This is a genomic window from Bacillota bacterium (assembly GCA_036504675.1).
Classification (GTDB): domain Bacteria; phylum Bacillota; class Sulfobacillia; order JAJYWN01; family JAJZPE01; genus DASXUT01.
On the sequence record DASXUT010000004.1, the window covers coordinates 1 to 16,305 of the forward strand.

Annotated in this window: 16 protein-coding genes; 4 read left to right on the forward strand and 12 right to left on the reverse strand. The window is 63.8% G+C overall.

Translation table 11 applies throughout. The annotated features are described in order from the left end of the window. On the reverse strand, positions 1-229 hold a 229-nt coding region (locus tag VGL40_00105), incomplete at its 3' end, for a class I SAM-dependent methyltransferase (GenBank protein ID HEY3313676.1). After that, positions 226-1,053 carry a 2-phosphosulfolactate phosphatase gene (locus VGL40_00110; GenBank protein ID HEY3313677.1) on the reverse strand — a complete coding sequence of 276 codons (828 nt, stop codon included), beginning with the start codon at positions 1,051-1,053 and terminating at the stop codon, positions 226-228. The genes VGL40_00110 and VGL40_00105, both read right to left, overlap by 4 nt. Before the next feature lie 111 nt (positions 1,054-1,164). On the opposite strand from VGL40_00110, the gene VGL40_00115 reads away from it, so the two are divergent. Continuing rightward, positions 1,165-1,863: a hypothetical protein gene (locus VGL40_00115; GenBank protein HEY3313678.1), complete on the forward strand. Its 699-nt coding sequence runs from the start codon at positions 1,165-1,167 to the stop codon at positions 1,861-1,863. Here the strand turns inward: VGL40_00115 and VGL40_00120 are convergent. From VGL40_00120 to VGL40_00140, 5 genes are all read right to left on the reverse strand, one after another. After that, positions 1,811-3,211: an MFS transporter gene (locus tag VGL40_00120; GenBank protein ID HEY3313679.1), complete on the reverse strand. Its 1,401-nt coding sequence runs from the start codon at positions 3,209-3,211 to the stop codon at positions 1,811-1,813. The two genes, VGL40_00115 and VGL40_00120, sit on opposite strands and share 53 nt — an antisense overlap. A gap of 87 nt (positions 3,212-3,298) precedes the next feature. Next, positions 3,299-3,778 (reverse strand): hypothetical protein, encoded by a 480-nt coding sequence (locus VGL40_00125; protein HEY3313680.1) that lies wholly within the window; start codon positions 3,776-3,778, stop codon positions 3,299-3,301. Continuing rightward, the gene (locus VGL40_00130; protein ID HEY3313681.1) at positions 3,775-4,329 is read right to left on the reverse strand and encodes a hypothetical protein; all 555 of its coding nucleotides are present in this window, start codon (positions 4,327-4,329) and stop codon (positions 3,775-3,777) included. The genes VGL40_00125 and VGL40_00130 overlap by 4 nt, the downstream gene beginning before the upstream one ends. Then, positions 4,329-4,538: a helix-turn-helix transcriptional regulator gene (locus tag VGL40_00135; protein ID HEY3313682.1), complete on the reverse strand. Its 210-nt coding sequence runs from the start codon at positions 4,536-4,538 to the stop codon at positions 4,329-4,331. The genes VGL40_00130 and VGL40_00135 overlap by 1 nt, the downstream gene beginning before the upstream one ends. A 257-nt stretch (positions 4,539-4,795) precedes the next feature. After that, positions 4,796-5,416 (reverse strand): O-methyltransferase, encoded by a 621-nt coding sequence (locus VGL40_00140; protein ID HEY3313683.1) that lies wholly within the window; start codon positions 5,414-5,416, stop codon positions 4,796-4,798. A gap of 268 nt (positions 5,417-5,684) precedes the next feature. Between VGL40_00140 and VGL40_00145 the strand changes: the two genes are divergently transcribed. Beyond that, positions 5,685-7,259, forward strand: coding sequence for a hypothetical protein (locus VGL40_00145; protein HEY3313684.1), 1,575 nt, complete (start codon positions 5,685-5,687; stop codon positions 7,257-7,259). Positions 7,260-7,552: 293 nt separating this feature from the next. After that, positions 7,553-9,427 carry a PQQ-binding-like beta-propeller repeat protein gene (locus tag VGL40_00150; GenBank protein ID HEY3313685.1) on the forward strand — a complete coding sequence of 625 codons (1,875 nt, stop codon included), beginning with the start codon at positions 7,553-7,555 and terminating at the stop codon, positions 9,425-9,427. Between the two features lie 119 nt (positions 9,428-9,546). Here VGL40_00150 and VGL40_00155 read toward each other — a convergent pair whose 3' ends face one another. Both VGL40_00155 and VGL40_00160 read right to left on the reverse strand, forming a co-directional pair. Continuing rightward, on the reverse strand, positions 9,547-11,031 hold the full coding sequence (locus tag VGL40_00155; protein HEY3313686.1) for a trimethylamine methyltransferase family protein: 1,485 nt from the start codon (positions 11,029-11,031) through the stop codon (positions 9,547-9,549). Positions 11,032-11,241: 210 nt separating this feature from the next. Next, complete coding sequence (locus VGL40_00160) at positions 11,242-11,712, reverse strand: pyridoxamine 5'-phosphate oxidase family protein (GenBank protein ID HEY3313687.1); 471 nt, start codon at positions 11,710-11,712, stop codon at positions 11,242-11,244. A gap of 392 nt (positions 11,713-12,104) precedes the next feature. Here VGL40_00160 and VGL40_00165 point away from each other — a divergent pair, with 392 nt between their 5' ends. Further along, entirely contained in the window at positions 12,105-13,346 is a 1,242-nt protein-coding gene (locus VGL40_00165) for an Nramp family divalent metal transporter (protein ID HEY3313688.1), read from the forward strand. 253 nt (positions 13,347-13,599) lie between these two features. Here VGL40_00165 and VGL40_00170 read toward each other — a convergent pair whose 3' ends face one another. The 3 genes from VGL40_00170 to VGL40_00180 form a co-directional block, all read right to left on the reverse strand. Continuing rightward, on the reverse strand, positions 13,600-14,055 hold the full coding sequence (locus VGL40_00170) for a DUF441 domain-containing protein (GenBank protein ID HEY3313689.1): 456 nt from the start codon (positions 14,053-14,055) through the stop codon (positions 13,600-13,602). A 119-nt stretch (positions 14,056-14,174) separates the two neighbouring features. Next, the gene (locus VGL40_00175) at positions 14,175-15,413 is read right to left on the reverse strand and encodes a DUF4932 domain-containing protein (GenBank protein ID HEY3313690.1); all 1,239 of its coding nucleotides are present in this window, start codon (positions 15,411-15,413) and stop codon (positions 14,175-14,177) included. A gap of 151 nt (positions 15,414-15,564) precedes the next feature. Further along, positions 15,565-16,236, reverse strand: coding sequence for a PspA/IM30 family protein (locus VGL40_00180; protein ID HEY3313691.1), 672 nt, complete (start codon positions 16,234-16,236; stop codon positions 15,565-15,567). Between the last annotated feature and the right edge of the window lie 69 nt (positions 16,237-16,305).

Genomic DNA, 16,305 nt, shown 5'->3' on the forward strand with positions numbered 1-16,305 from the left:
GACCGACCCGGACTCCGTCCCTGGCGGCCCGCTTTCTGGCCCGGTCGAGCATGCCCGGACTGATATCGATGGCCTTCACTCTGGCCTCCACCGGGTAATGGGGGAAGTTGGCGCCCGCGCCGACCCCCAGTTCGAAGAGCCAGGCCCAAAGGTCGTAACGACGCTGAACGTGATCCAGCCGCCGGAGACGGGTCGGTCGATCCACCGGCCCGCGGTGGTCAGGGGTCAATCCGGCCCCTCCCCCCGGCGCAGCCGGATGATCCCTTCGCTCCACACCGGGACCACGGGGATCGAATCGAGAAGGGCACAGTAGTCGAGGTCGGCCGCGAAACCCAAGGACTGCAGATCCTGGCCGTGGTGGATCCGCCGGAGGGCTTCGGCCGGCCGGCCGCGGTAGTGGCTGGCGATGGCCAGGGTGGCCCAACTGAGGTCGTCGTAGTCAGCCTCGAGGTCATAGCCGTCCAGATCGGCCGCCTCGGGCAGGGCTTCGAGGATCAACCCCGCGGCCAGGGCATCCTCAAGGGAGAAGCTGCCCCGGGTGCCGGCGCAGATGATCACCAGGTCCCGACCCTCAGCGATGACCGCCCGGGCGACGGCCCCGGCGTTGAGGACCGCTCCCATGAAGACCCTGGCGGCGGTCGAGGCGGCATGGACGGCCCTCGTCCCGTTGGTCGTGGTCAGGATGATGGTCTTGCCGGCGACCACGTCGGGAGTGTATTCGCGAGGTGAGTTGCCGAGGTCGAAGCCGGGGATGAGGACGGCCTTGCGTTCGCCCCCCAGGAGGACCCGCCCCCCGGGCATCGTTCGGGCCAGGGCCCGGGCTTCTTCGGGGGTGAGGACGGGGATGACCCCGTGGGCCCCGGCCGCCAGCGCGGCCACGATCGTGCTGGTCGCTCGAAGGACGTCGATGACCACGGCGGTCAGACTGGGCAGAGCCGGGTCGCCGGCACGGTCGGCGGCCTCTTCGGCGGTTCCCCAGACGGCTACTTTCAGTTGCAGACGGTGAGGCCGCTCAGGGTTGTGGCCCCTCCGACCGGTGATCGATTCAGCCAATCATCGTCACTCACTTTCGTCTGAGGGCTGCAGGGGCGCCGGGCTCCGGCCGGGCAGGACTCTTCCCTGCTACCGGCGAAATGCCCCGGCGAAGGGCGAAGGGGGACGGTCATGCGCGGCCACCGCTTCAGGCATCTGCTTTCCAAACAGAACAGCGTCGACTTCGCCCGGCTCGAGCCGGGGGACATCGTCCTGTGCGCCAACCCGCACGACGCCTCGCTCCTGCGAACTTTTCTCTTCTGGTCGCACGCCGGCCTCTACACCGGCCTTCCTGAAGCGGCCAAGGCCTTCGTCGACGCGGTCGATCTGCCGGTCCGACGCCGGAGCGAGCGCCGGCTCCCCTGGCAAAGGGTGCGCTTCACAAGCAAGCGTATGTACCTATCATACGTCGATATTCTGGTCCTTCGTGTGGACTGCTCGAAGGAAAAACGGGAAGCAGCCGCCGCCTTCGCCGTGGCCCAGGTCGGCAAGCCCTTCCCTCGTCACCTCTTCAGGACCTTCTTCCGGCTCCATGACCAGACTGCCTTCACCTGCACGTCCCTGGTTTATCATGCCTACCGCGGGCAGGGCGTGGACCTGTCCCCCCGAATCCTCCTCGGCCGGACCATCCCCTGGCCTTCATCCCTGGCCCGGCACCCCCGAATCGAGGAGGTCGCCCGGGGGACGCGCTGGCGCCCGATCCCCCTGTCCGTTCGCAATTGGCGCCCGATCATCCAGCGCCTGTGGTTCCGTTACGTCATCCGGACGCAGATCATCCTCAATCTGAAGCCGAGCCGGCCCGCTCCGGAGCCGGGCGAGGCGCCCCGATGAAACGCCTCGGCCAGTCGGAGACCCGGCGCCTGTCCGGAGGATAGGCCAGAAAAACCAATCCGGCAAGGAAGAAGAAGAACCCGGCCGCGGGGCCCATCAGGTAGATCCCGGCCGGGTTTTGCATGCTGTAGCCGAAGCGGCCAAAGAGCCATCCCAGGACAGCCGTGGAGACGGCCATGGCCGCGTTCTGTAGGATGTTCTGGACGCCGTAGTACATAGCCTCTCGGCGTTTGCCGGTGACCAGCTCGTCGAAGTCGATGCAGTCCGAGATGAGCGGGTTGGGTAGCATGTAGAGGGCCGACAGGGGCACGCCGACAGCGGCCATCAGGGCCAGGCCCTGGACCATCGGGGAGAACGGCAGAGGTACCCGCCCGACCAGGAAGAACAGTGGAAAGAGGGCGGCGATGGCCAGGATGGCCCAGGTGTAGAGGCGCTTCTTGCCGACCCTGGGGGCCAGCTTGGACATCAGCGGGAAGCAAGCCACAGCCGTCGCCAGGTGAGCTCCGAGGAACAGCCCGACCGACCCCTCGGACTGCTTGAGGACCACGGTGACGTAATACGGGAGCCCGCCCATGACGGCGTTAAAGCCGACGTAGAAGAGGGCCATGTTCAGCTCATAGGCCAGGAACGGACCGTTCGTGAAGGTCTTCAGGAGCATGTCCCAAAAGCCCATCCCAACCGCGTCCCGGGCGGTCTTGGGGGTCTCCCTTATGGTCAGGAACGGAAGGTAGATGAGGACCAGGGCGACCGCCCCCATGGCCCAGGCCATCCCCCTGAACCCAAACCGCTCGATCAGCAAGCCCGAGCCCACGGCGGCGATGGCCGTGGTGACCATGGCGAAAAAGGCCCCCCAGGTCGAGACGCCGATCCGTTCATCATCGGTGCGGGCGATCTCGGGCAGGAGGGCCATCAGCGGGTTGAAGACCGCGGTGTAGAAAACAAAGAACGCGTTGATAACCATCGCGAAGTAGATGGTGTTGGCCAGGCTCACCTGGCCATGGGGCGGAGTCCAGAGGAGCCAGTAGATAATCACCATCGGCAGGCCGAGGCCCAGGACATAGGGCATCCGACGTCCGAAGCGTCCGGTCGTCCGATCGCTGAGGAAGGCCACGGGCAGGTCGGCCAGGGCATCGACGATCCGGCCGAGGAGCAGGATGGCGGTGAAGGCGGCGATGGGGATGAGCGGCGTGCCACCCTTCCCCGGCGGCGGGGCGTAGAAGTACATCACCCACGTGACGACCGTGGTGTTCAGCAGGAGCCCGGAACTCGTCCCGGCGGCGTAGGTGATCATTTGGATCGGTCGCAGGGGCCGACGGGAGGTCCGGGACAGGGTCTGGTCGTCCCTCATGGGGTCACCCCTTTCCCGCCGGAGTTCTTCGCCGCCGACGCCCCCCACCCCTTCAGCGGGGGGGGGTTTGTCCAGGATGGGCGCCTCCTAACTACGACGTTTGGCGGCAATCGCGGTGAAGGCGGCGAGGAGGACGCCCGCCGCGATGAACATGCCGACGGCCCCAAGTAGCTGACCGAACACCAAGAGGGCCAAGCCGGCCAGGGTCATCAGGCCGTTGGTCCACAGATCGACCCCGGCCATCTCCCCCCCGCCCATCTTCCAGACGAAGTGGAGGTGGCTGACGTAACGCACGGCGAGAAGGATGACTAGTAATGGAGCCAGCGGTGACGCCCAGAGGTCGCCGTTTCCGTTCCTCAGGCCGTCCCACAGCCAGAGGGCCACGCCGACCAAGGAGACGACGTTGAGGGTCAACGAAGCGCTCTTCTGGTCGGCCGCGATGGCCCGTTCGTCGGCGGCGACGGTCCCGCTTCGACGGGCCCGCCAGGCGGTCCAGGCGAGGGCCCCGAGCACGGCGACGACGGCGGCGCCGATGGCGATGAGGTAGGTCAAGATGGTTGGGTTCATTGTTTGCCTCCTTCAGATGTCGGAGAGCTAGGCCCGGATCCGGCTCGGCCATCGGGCGAGACGCGCGGCCGGGTGTAGCCGGTGGCCCAGAAGACTATGGTGAGAACAACCGAACTGATGAGCATATACCAAGCTCCAGCGATTTGTCCAGTAAAGAGGAGGCCCAGGGCGACGGCGGCCATTAGCAGCGTCGTCCAGGGTCGGTCGCCAAGGATGTCCCCACCGCCCATTCGCCAGGCGAAGAAGGCGCGGCTGGCCAGGAAAGCGACAAAGAAGGTGGCGATGAGGGGCGTCAATGGCGAACGCCATGGGCCGGTCCGTAGCGACGAACCTTCCCACGGACGGAGATCGATGATCCAAAGGATGAAGGCGGCGGTGACGACCACCCAAAGCGTGGCTTCGGAGCTTCGAAAGCGAATCTCCTTGGTGCGCTCGTCTGGCGCCTCGCTGAAGCCTCGCTTCCGCCAGCCGGTAACGATGATCGATAGGGCGGCGGCCGAACCAATAGCCGCTCCCAACAGTTCTGGCCAGTGTCCAGCCCAACCTTCCATCAGCCCTTCCTCCCCTTCGGGCCGTATTCGAAGATGCCCTCGATCGGGCGACTGAAGAATCTCGCCAACTTGAAGGCTAGCTCCAGAGTGGGGTTATACTTGTCGTTCTCGATGGCGTTGATCGTCTGGCGGGTCACCCCGACCTCGGCGGCCAGCTGATCCTGGGTCAGCCCGTCCGCGTCGCGCAGTTCCCTGATGTAGTTCTTCAGATGGGTCACCCCCGCCGTTGGTGTCAAAAGTTCTTTACACCCATATCCTATCCAACCCCGATCTTCTTGTCAAGACTTCTTTACATCGCCCCGGCTCGTTCCGGCCCCGGGCGAGTCCGTCCTCATCGTCGAGGAGGTCGATACGGGCGGCCGAATACGGAAGAAGGGTGACCGTAGCTTGGTCCCCTTCCCCGCTATGACATCCAAACTATGAAGTTGGTCATGCACCCGGACCGGACCGGCAAGCACGCACCGGCCTAAAGCTTGAGACTGATCGTCAACCCGTCACCGATGGGTAGAATCGTGCTATACAGCCTCGGGTCGGCGAAGACGATCTGATTATAGCGATGGACCGGGTCGCTGAGAGCTGCTGGCACCCCCATTGGCTTGAACGAGGCGTCATCGGCGACCACCAGGCCACCCGGCCTGACCAGGGCGATGCACCGTTCGAGCATCTCCGGGTAGAGGGCCTTGTCGGAGTCCTGGAGGATGAGGTCGAAGGGGCCGGCCAGCCGTTCGGCGACCTCTTTGGCGTCCCCCCGGATCAGGTCGACGTAGCCGGACAGGCCGGCGGCGGCCAGGTTCTTCTGGGTCTCGGCGTACAGGTCGGGCCTGAGCTCGATCGAGGTCAGGTGGCCACCCGTGGCCTTGACGGCGGTCGCCAGCCAGACCGTCGAATAACCGAGGCAGGTACCGAACTCGAGGACCCGCTTGGCGTTTGCCATCCTGATCAACAGGCCGAGGAGGCGGCCGACATCCGGGCCGATGGTCGGTTGGATGTCCTCGCGGGCCTCATCCTGCTCGGCGATGGCCCGCAAGTATGGGTGGTCGAGTCTGACGAAGTCATGGATGTAAGTCAGCTTGTCCAATTGTCCCACCTCGTTGCCGCACATGCAGGACGGCGTATGGTAAGCTTTGACTCCACGAGTGTCTCGGGGTCAGTATGCCATGGCCGAACCAAGGTCGGTTCTCAATGTCACTGATTGGGCCAACAGGAACGGATCCCATCATTGCACTGCTTTGGATTGAGGTGGCGAGCGGTGTCGAATATTGTCATTCAATTCCAAACTTTTATTGGCAGGAAATTGGTAGTAGGGGCATAATATACCAACTGGTCCCAAATTGTTATATCAAGGAGGACTGCGTATGCGTCTTGTGGCAAGAAGAGTCGGAGTGCTCTTGACTTTCGCTTTGCTGCTTGCTACCCTTTCGGCGTCTCCCGTCGTGGCCCAAGGCGTACCCCCAGAGTCGGGCGTCTACATCCAAAAGTCTCTGCAGTTCTTCGATGTCAGCGCGACCGAGATTCCGATTGGAGCCGTGGTCGCCAACTTCGCAGGCAACCAGTCTACAGTCATAAGGGTCAAAGTAAGCGTTGGACCTTCGAGTGTTCAACAAGTAGGCACGTGGCGCGCCCTTGAGGTTGGGCAAACGTTCTCGGATCGGCCATCCTTCGAACGTGCTTGGGAAGCCCATCAGTCTCCGGGTACAAAAGTCGGTTCGGTCTCCGCTTTGGCAAAATCAGTAAACGAACTACTTCTCTCTTCAAGCAGCAAGTTTGACTCCATATGCATAAATGTACCCAAACCAGTTGGAGCAAAGCCTGGGGATAAGTACGCAGTAGCCGTCGAAGCTACTCTTGACTCGGGGCAGACCATGACATCTACTGCAACAGCCGTGGCTCAATCCGTCAACGCCCCCTCCGGCTGGATTCTTGGGGATACTCACATACACTCGACATACTCGGATGGCATACAGCTATCCGATATCAGAACACGGGCAACGAGCCTGGGGCACTCCTTCACCTATGTTACCGACCACATCGATCTCATTAGGTCTGGTGCCGGGTGGCTCAACTACTATCTCAATGTTTCCAACGCTTCCGTGCTCCCGTATGTGATGGTACCTGGCCTTGAAGTCACCTGTAGTGATGCAAATGGCGATGGGAAATACGACGGCGACGCACTGGGGTATGGGCTGCCGTCGGATCGTGATCCGGTGAATGTCCAGAACAAGAGCCAGGGATGTGCCCTAACGGTCAGCAGTATCCAGGACTATGGTGGATTTGCCTCCGCCGGTGTGGCTCACCCCAGTGGCAACCCTTCATGGGCATACAAAGGGACGGGCTATAAGAGCGTCCAGACCCTCGGCGACCCGTTCACCAACGGCGATAGTCAGCCATTTTGGACGGACTCGATAGGGACTTATCCCAACTCCTGCAGGCCGGCGGCCACAGCTGGCTCGGATCTGCACTACTCTTGGCAGTCAATGGGCCCTGCCACATGGTTGTACTCGCCCGGCTGGTCTTCTGCGACAACGGTAAGCGCCAAGCAGAGCGCTGTTTCACAGGCCCTCTTTGAGGGCAAGAGTGCAGCCACGGAAGAAGCAGACCTGGCCCATTTTCTCCTGGGAGGCCAATACCCTGGCGCAGACATTTTCGCTGCAGCTGGCACTACGGCCTACTACAGTGTCTATCTCTATGCTCCCAACAACGGCTATCAGGTTCAGATGACCTGGGACTTCTACCGCGGGCTAACCCGCATAAACGGAGGTACGACCCCCGTCCTATCAAGCGGATCAAGCTATTCCTGGGCCAACCTAGCTACGACCGCGCAGTCGGGAAGGTATGGCTATTATCTTGTCGTGCGGTTCGATTATCTGAGCGGGGGAACCGTGGTGTTCTCGAACACAGCGTATTGCGGTCCCAGCTACATACACCAGTAGAGCTGTCGACCGGATTTTGCGCGGGCTTGATGGCAAGCTCTTCCGTCTTGACCGGGAGAGCTTGCCGATTGTTGGCAGTAACCGGACACCGTCGTCCCGGAAGCACAAAGCCCCGGGAGTAACCGACAACCATATTCGATCGTCTAGAACAAAAGGAACCCACGTGACATCGAAGAATATGGGGACTTGGACATGTGCCGTGGTGCCTGGTTCCGGCAAATCCGATGGGGAAGGAATCCATTTGAGCTTTCAGAGAGGATATGGCGCCGAGGGGCGCTAGGCAGGTGGTGGCCTTGAGGAGACGGCTCCGACTCGCGACCCTAGTCGCCAGCGTCGGCGCAGCCGGGGCGATGGTGTGGCTGGCGCATAGGCAACCACCCGTCGTCTTGGGGCCACAGTTCCGACTGCTGTGCTTGGGCATCGGCACGTTCATATGGCCGTCGGTGCTCTCCCCCTGGCTCGGGCGCTTGCCCAGGCGGTGGCGACCGTGGCTGGCCTGGATTGCTGTGCCTTTGGCCTTCTGGATCCAGGGTGAGCCTCTTGTTGGGTTCGTACACGGGTTCCCAGTGCCGAACACTGGCCTCTTCCTTTTTATCATCACGGCGGGGGTCATGGCTTCAATCATGGCGGAACTCGCCGCCGGCCAGTTGGTTCGCGGTATGTATTGGTGGCTGCCCAGCGTGGCGCTGCTTGTAGCCATCGCCGCGCAGGTCCTGACGGGGTTCTCAGTGACCAGGGTCATCGGCGCAGCACCCGGGAAGGTGCTTGTCAAGGATCTGACCCTGGCCGAGACAAGCATGATCAGCGGCGTACCCCCCACGGAGCGGCACCTTGAGGGCTTTTCACGGGACAATGTCATCTTCGTTTTCGCCGAAGACACCGTTGTCCGCTGGACTGAAACCGATGGTTTCAAGACCCGGCATCTGCCCCTTCGAGCCGGCGGACTGGAAGTCCGGGTTGATGGGGAGCGCTTCTACCTCTTGGAGAAGAGCACGGGGCGGATAAGGTGTCTTGATCCTGATGGCCGCATCCTCTGGGAAACGGCAGAGCTCGGATCGGCAAATCAGGTTGTGTGGACGGAGGGCAACGTTTGGCTCTTAGGCTACCCCGCCGCCACGGTGCAGCCTGACCAGGTGAGGGTGCGACTGTCGGCGGTCTCTCTTGCAGACGGGGTTTGGGGAATCTTTGAGGTCAAGCCGCCCGAGGGAACCCGGTGGTCCCCACCGACGCCCTTCGTAGAGTGGGCCTACCTGGCGGCGTGCGGGAACACCGCTGCCGTCGTGGGCTTCGCCTTTCCAATCGACGGGCCGGGAAGCCAGACTGAACCCCGTGCCTTCGCCGTCAAAGCCAACCTCCATGGGATCTCACCAAGGGAGACGGACCTCTCGCCGTTGCCGGTTCGGGCAACTGCTCTGCCGGAGGTCGGACGGAGTCCCCTAGGGGTTTTCGAGGACACCCTCATCTACATCGGTGAGCAGCTCTATCTTGCGGCCTACGACCTTAACAGTGGGAACCAGTTGTGGTCTCAGCCCTTGCCGAGCAGACTCGCCGAAGCCGAACTCCACCTGACCCCGTCTGAGGTGGTTCTGAGCGGCCAGCAAAGCTCCTCAGCCGGAACAGCAGACTCCAGCGCAGTCCGCCGTGGGCTGTTGGTCGGCTATGACCTGAGGTCGGGTAAGGAGGCCTTCGTCCACGAATTCCCGGAAGAAGCGGTTCGCGCTGAACCAGTCGGGCATGATCTTGTTGTCATCGGAGACGAAGGGACTGTGACAAGGATTGGGCTCGGGGGACGAGTAGAATGGACCCAGCAACTTGGTCCGGGCTGCCGGCTCCTCTGGATGAGCAAAGCCACAGACCAGCTGGCCCTATTCGAGCCGGAATCGCGCAAGGCCCCGGCGGTGCTGCGCCTCTCCGATGGAGCCATCCTATCCAGGCAAAGCAATGTCGTCAATAGCTTTGACTACCTTCTCAGTGACCGGACGCTCGTTAGGCTTCGCAGCCCCGGTGCGCCGCGTCAAATGGTCCTCTTGGTGAAGGGGGACGACGTTCAGATCCTGGACTTGCTGAAGCAGACGAACTCGGTTCTGACGACTTCCAGTGCCATTCTGGCGGTCGGCGCGGAGGGGTCAGAGATCACTTTCTACCTATTGCGGCCCGCCCGTCAATAGCGGATGTTTACTCTGGCAGCCATTTCCAGCCAAGAGGCTCGACCCCAAGGGGGCGAGCCTCTTCTTTGACCTCGTTCAGGGATTCGGTCTTCGCACCGAGTCCGGTGCAAGTCTTCGTCTCAGTTCGGCCCAAGCGGCAGTGGGCCGGTGACCCCGTTCCGCGCGGCCACTTCCCGCATGGCCCGGTCGAGCCGGTCCATGGCCGCCGGCGGTGGCGGTGAGCCGGGATGCTTATCCAGGATGTCGTGGGCGATGCGCAGGGCCGCGGAATACGTGTCGAGGCTGCCGGCCTCCTGCCAGCCGCGGCGGTCATGGCGATCGAAGGCCGCGCTGGGCAGGTCGATCTCCTTGCGGTACCAGCGCCGGGTGTGAGCCAGGCTTAGGAAGTAGCCCCCCGGGCCGGCCGCCTTGATGACGTCCACGGCGAGCGTCTCGGGGTTCACCTCGACCCCGCGGAGGGCCCGGTAGATCTGGCCGCAGATGTCGTTGTCGATGACCAGCTTGGCCAGACTGATGGTGTTGACGAAGTCGATCAGCCCGGGGCCGGAGATGATGTTGACCCCGGCCAACGCGGCGAGCATCCCGGACAGGGCCGTCTCCGCCCCCGACTGGGCATCGACCATCTTGCTGTCGCTCAGGGCGGCGTAGGTGTGGGTCGGAAGCCCATAGTACTTGCCCATCTGGGCCGAGGCCATGCCGATGAGGGTGGCCTCGACGGCCGAGAGCGGCGTCGTCCCGAAGCGCATGTCGAAGACGACCGGGGCTCCGCCCCAGACGACTTTGGCCCCCTCCTTGGCGCACTCGGTCAGGACCACCCCGGCCAGGGTCTCGGCGGTGTGCTGGACCACGGAACCGGCGATGGTGGCCGGGGAGGCCGCGCCGGGCATGGGCATGGAGACGAACTCGATGGGCAGGCCGGCCCTGGCCCCATCGATGATGTTGTGGGCGGCCAGATTGGCGAACTTGAGGGGCGGCGACGGGCAGACGTCAAAGACCGCGCGGGGTTTCTTGGCCAACTCCTCCGGACTGCCGGCGACGGCCGCCAGGACGTCCTTCATGTCGTGCAGCCCCTGGACCGAGAAGGCCCCGGTGACGATGGGCTTCTTCGAAGCCCGGAGGATGATGTACAGACGATAGGTGTCGGCGATCTCGTTCGGGGCATCGTGACAGACGATGGCCGTAGCCTGCGTCCCGATGTGCGGCAGGGCGTCGGTCAGGCGGACGACCTGGTCGAGGTCGGCGGCCGTGGAGTCGCGGGCGGTCACCCCGTCGTCCTCGAGGAAGCGAACGGCACAGGAGCCCGGGTCGAAATGAACGCGATTACCGCCGATCAGCGCGGCCGGCCGGCCGGCCCCGTCGTACAGCTGGAACTGCTCCGGCGCGGCGATGATGGCTTTCTCGACCATGGAGGCAGAGATCTTGGCGATCTTCCGCCCGGCGTCGATCTCGGCCCCGTTGGCGGCCAGCAGATCGAGAGCGGAGTTCGAATCGATGAATACGCCCGTCTCCGCGAGGACCTTGATGGCGGCCTCGTGGACCTGCAGCACCTGGTCATGGGTGAAGGGTCCGAGCAGCGGGACTTGTGACAGGTCGAACTTGCCCATCGTCGCTACCTCCCCGTCGTCGGCATGATCGTCCCCATTCCGCGGGATCATCCACCAATCGAAGCAAGAACCATGCCCGAGGGCCTGCATCAGCCCCAAGTGGCTCCGGCCGGCGCCGGCGGCGCCGGGCTCGCCCTCTGGCGGACGAAAAACCGGCGGATGACCAAATCCCGGCAGCTGATTCAGCCCCAGTCGGCCAGCCGGCCGATCCTACTGGCGGGGGGCGAACTTGGCCGTGATCACCTCTGGGTCGATGGCCACCACCGCACAAGACCCGACCTTGCGGTCGGGGATCGGCCCGGCCATTCCGTACCGTTTGACGATCGCCTTCAAGGCCTCGAGTTTCTCCGGGCCGTCAGGTACCTCGCGGGCCCGCCCGAAGATGACGACGCTGCGGTAGCCGACCCCGGCCTCGCAGGGATCATCGCAGTGGTTGAGGCCCAGGTAGTCCAAGGCTTCGAAGCAGACCCTCGGCTCACGCCTAAGGTTGTCGAGCTTGTCCCCCTCCAGGGCGCTGTGCCAATAGACCTTCCCATTCACCCAGGCGAAGGTCAGCGGGACCACGTACGGGTAACCGTCGGCGCCCACCGTCCCCAAATGGCCCACGGGTGCGCTCCGTAGGACCTCCTCGCCCACCTCCGGCCCAGCCGCCCTGATGGTCCTCCGGATCTTGCCCCTCATCCCCGAGATCCCCCTCCCAGGTTGACGGCGGCCGGGTGGACCGCCTCCTCCGGACTTCGACATCGGCGCCGGGAATCCCCCCAGGAGCCTCCTGACCACGGCTCTATCCGGCCAGATAATGGAAAAGCCACCGCCCCGCAGGGCGGTGGCAGCCCTCTCCGGGCGGCCATATCCTGTAGAGAGCAGCCTTTTTGACGGAGCGGTCTTGGCGGGCGGCACCGTCGGCGCTGCTGGGGGGATATGGCTTGCCTTTGCCACAGGCCCTAGACGAAACCGCGACCCTGCCTTTCCCGGCCCAGGGCTCGAGGGCCCTGGGGTCCTCGGCCCTGGAATCCTCGGCCTCGACCTCCGACTCGGCGCAGCTCATAGCCCTTCCCGAGCGGACTGCCGCGATTGCGGCCATCCGGCGATCCGGGGTGGCGGGCCGCCTGGCCCGTCTTTCGGCCTTCTTCGGGCCCGCCTTCATCGTCAGCGTGGCCTACATCGACCCGGGCAACTTCGCGACCAACCTGAGCGCCGGCTCGGCCTTCGCCTATAGCCTCGTCTGGGTGGTCCTGTGGAGCAACCTGGCGGCCATCTTTCTCCAAACGCTCTCGGCCAAACTCGGGATCGCCACCGGAAAGGCTCTCCCCGAGCTGTGCGGTGAACTCTTCTCCCCGAAGGTCAACTGGCTCCTCTGGTCGGTCGCCGAAGTCGCGGCCATGGCCACGAATCTGGCCGAATTCCTCGGCGGTGCCCTCGGCTTCTATCTTCTCTTCGGACTTCCTTTGCCATGGGCCGGTGTTCTCACCGGTCTGGTCAGCCTGGTCATCACCGGTCTCGACCGGTTCGGCCAGAAGGCCGTCGAATGGGCCATCACCGCGCTGGTCGGCGTGATCAGCCTGGCCTATGTCCTCGAGATCTTCCTGGCCTCCCCGGACTGGGGCCAGGTCGCCATCCACACCCTGGTCCCGGGCCTCAACCGCGATAGCGTCTTGGTGGCCGTGGGCATGCTCGGCGCCACGGTCATGCCCCACGTCATCTTCCTGCACTCCCAATTGGTCCAATCCCGTCGGGATCCGTCGACCCTGGCGTCCCTCAGGCGCCATCTGAGGATGGAGAAGATCGACGTCGCCGTGGCCATGAACGTGGCCTTCTTGATCAATGCGGCGATGGTCGTCGTCGCGGCCGCCGTCTTCCATTCCCGGGGCATCGTCGTCACCTCGATCGAGCAGGCCCACATGTCTCTGGCGCCCCTCCTCGGAGCCTACTCGGGAATGGCCTTCGCCGTCGCCCTCCTGGCTTCAGGTCTATCGTCCTCGGCCGTCGGGACCATGGCCGGTCAGGTCATCCTCAAGGGTTTCGTCCCGATCAAGGTTCCGGCCGCCCTGCAAAAGCTGATCCCGATGGTCCCGGCGATGACCATCATCGCCACCGGGACCGACCCCGTCAAGGCCCTCATCCTCAGCCAGGTTTCGCTGAGCTTCGCCCTCCCCTTCGCGGTCATCCCGTTGCTGGTCATCACCGGCCGCCGGAAGGTCATGGGGCCCTTCACGAACAGCCGGCTGACCAGCGGTGTGGGCTATCTCGTGGCCCTGGCCATCGTCCTCCTGAACCTGGTGCTCCTCTACCTGACCTTCAGCGGCGCGGCCTGACGGCTATCATTGAAAAGGCCTTTACCTCAGGACTCATCCTGAAGTAAAGGTCTGGCTCCCGAGCCTGAGGGCTCGCCGGCAGGACGGGCGGTTGTGGGCCGCCAGCATGTCGCCTCTGCCGACAGATCGTGGATCTGTGAGCTACTCCCCCTTACGGAGAATAACCCGGCGATTCAGTTCTGCTCTAGTCTATGCCCGCGTCCGGGAATGGTGCAGGCGGCCTCTTCCGGCCCCGGGCCCGGGAGCCGGGGCCCTATTTCCACAACCGGAAAAGGCGGAAGAAGAGGGCGGTCACGCCGGCCGCCGCCAAGGGCCCCATCGGCACCCCGCGCAGCAAATAACAGCCGATGATTGTCCCGACCATCAGCCCGACATTCGCGTCGGGCTTGTCTTTCAGCAGCTCGATTCCCTGGGCCCCCAGGTAGGCGGCGATGGCCCCGCCGACCAGGGCCAGAAACCCGCCCCAGGAGACCATCATCTTAAGGGCCTCAACGAGCTTGACCCGCCCGTAGGCAAAGGGAACGAAGATGGCCATGACCAGGAAAAGCAGGCCCAGGTTGAGGCCGTGCTGGTCAAGGAAGGGAAAGACGTCCGAGAAACCGAGGATCTTGAGGGCCAAGAGGATCACCGAGGCCTCGATGATCAGATGGTTGTGGCCGAGAAGCCCCAGGCCCAGGATGACTAGGAGAAATAGATATTCCTGGTTCAAGCCGGCCGCCGCCTCCCGTCCCGAGAGCGCCCCTCAAGCCCATGTATATGGCGAAGTGGAGGGGTAAATGTGGCCGGGCGGAAAACTGGTCCTTTAGGCCGGGATCGGCGGATCCGGCCTTATCTCATCCTCCTAAGGAGGAGGAGGTCGACCCGGCCGAGGACGTAGACTCCTAGGAGCAGCAGGACGATGTCGCCCGTGGAATGACTGAGCTTCTTGGGCTCACAGCCGGCCAGCCCATCCAGCAACCGCGGCACGAAGCTTTGGAAGTCCGGGTAGAGGTTGCGATTGTCCTGATACTCTCGGAGGATGGCAACGACCTCCCTGGTCAGGTAGAACCCCAGGGACTCGTTGTACCTGATGGCCGTCTCGACATCGCTGTGGCTGGCGATGACCGCTCGGGCCTTGAACCGCTCATAGATGTAGATCATCGGCACGCCACGGTCTTCCGCGGCCAGGGAGGTCACAGCTCGAAGGACCTGCTCGTTGAAGAAGGTAACCGGGTCGGTGTAGGCCATCCTGCGCATCGCCCGCCGCACCGGCTGGAAGAGGAAGCCAAGGGCCTCAAGACGGGACCGGTCCGGGGCCAACGCGGGGTTGACGAAGGAGTGCCCCCATTCGTGGATGGCCTGGGCTTCCAACTCCGGTCCGGTCGGGAGGTCCGGGTCGCCGGAACTGCTCCCCTGAGCCCTGACAATCTGGAAGACCAACCGCTCCCCTCCGGTTCCGGTCAAGAGCGGGCCGTAGCCGCCGCCCGGGAACAACGATGGGGCCAGGACGACGTGGTACTCGCTCGCCTCGGCCCCGAAGAAGGCCTCGAGCCAGTCGATGACTTTCTCTCCGTCGAAAGTCGTCCCGTTGACCCATTCCGAGTACTCGTCCCGCCATCGGACGACGAAGTCGCTGAAACCGGACCTCGCAGCGAGGTCCTTGAGGGCCAGCCGGAAGGCCTCGAGGCGGTCCCGTCCCCCGGCCCTCTGGACCAGATAGTCGTCATAATCGTAGACGAGGTTCAGGTCCGGCAGGGGACCGAGGTGAAGGATGAAGGTCGGCGGGGCATCGTAGGCGAAGCCATCGCGGGTCAAGGCCTCAGCCAGGCGGATGGCCTCATGATCCCGATATCGAGAAAAGAACCCCTTCAACGCGCCGAAGTAGGCGGAACCAGTCCCCTCGGGGTGGCCGACCTTCATCCAGCTGGTCTGGGCCAGCACCCCGGCGAGTAGCTCCAACTCCGGGCGGACCTCGACGCTGTAGCGAGGTGCTGCGGCCGTGGCCAGGCCCCCCGGGCCTCCGGCCCAGATGGTCGCGATGAAGGCCAGAACAAAGGCCAACCGAGCGAGCCACCGACGTCGTCGCATACCCCGGGCTCCCTTCGGAGGATCGTCGTCCCGGCGCCGCCCTCTCCCAGGCTACCTCGAGAATCGGCCACAGGTTTCTGGCCTTCGGGCCACCTAGAGGGCGAAATGAGGGAAAGGGGGACGACCTCTCGGTCCTCCCCCTTCCCTGCCTTCAGACCCCGGCCTTGCCCGACCGCTTGACCTTCAGCTCGGCCAGTTGCCGGTCGAGCAAGTCGTCCTTCTCGAGCTTGGCGAATTTCTCCTCGAGCGACTCCTGGTGCATCTCCTGGGTCGCTTGAGCCTTTAGTTCGATATCGGTGATCTTCTCTTCCATCCGCCGGAAGGTGCTCAGGGGATCGGTACCAGAAATCCTGGCCCGACTCTCGGCCACCCGCTTGCCGGTCAGGGCCCGGCGGTTCTGGGCGATGAGAAGGTCCTTCTTCGCCTCGGCCTCGGTGATCTTCGCTTCCAGGCCGGACAGGGCCTGCTTGAGCACCTGGACCTGCTGTTTCTGTTCCTCCCACTGTTGCTTGAACCCGTCGGCGATGGCCTGGTGCGCGTTGCGCCGTTCCAGGGCTCCCTTGGCCAAGTCGTCCTGAGCCTTGTCGACGGCCAACCCGGCCTTGTCTTCCCACTCTCTGGCCGCCTGGACGTTCTCGCCGTGACGCTTCTCCAGCTTCCGCTCGTCCGCGATGGCGATGGCCACCTGGGTCTTGACCTGGATCAACTGGTTCTGCATGTCGAGGAGGACCTGCTTGATCATCTTCTCCGGATCTTCGGCCCGATCGATCAGGTCGTTGAGATTGGCGCGGATCAGCGTGCTGACTCTTTCCAATAGGTTCACCCTTCTTCCCTCCTTTGCCTGGGATAAGGGGGCCACTCGACCTGTGGTGTCGGCCTTTTCTAAAGGGTC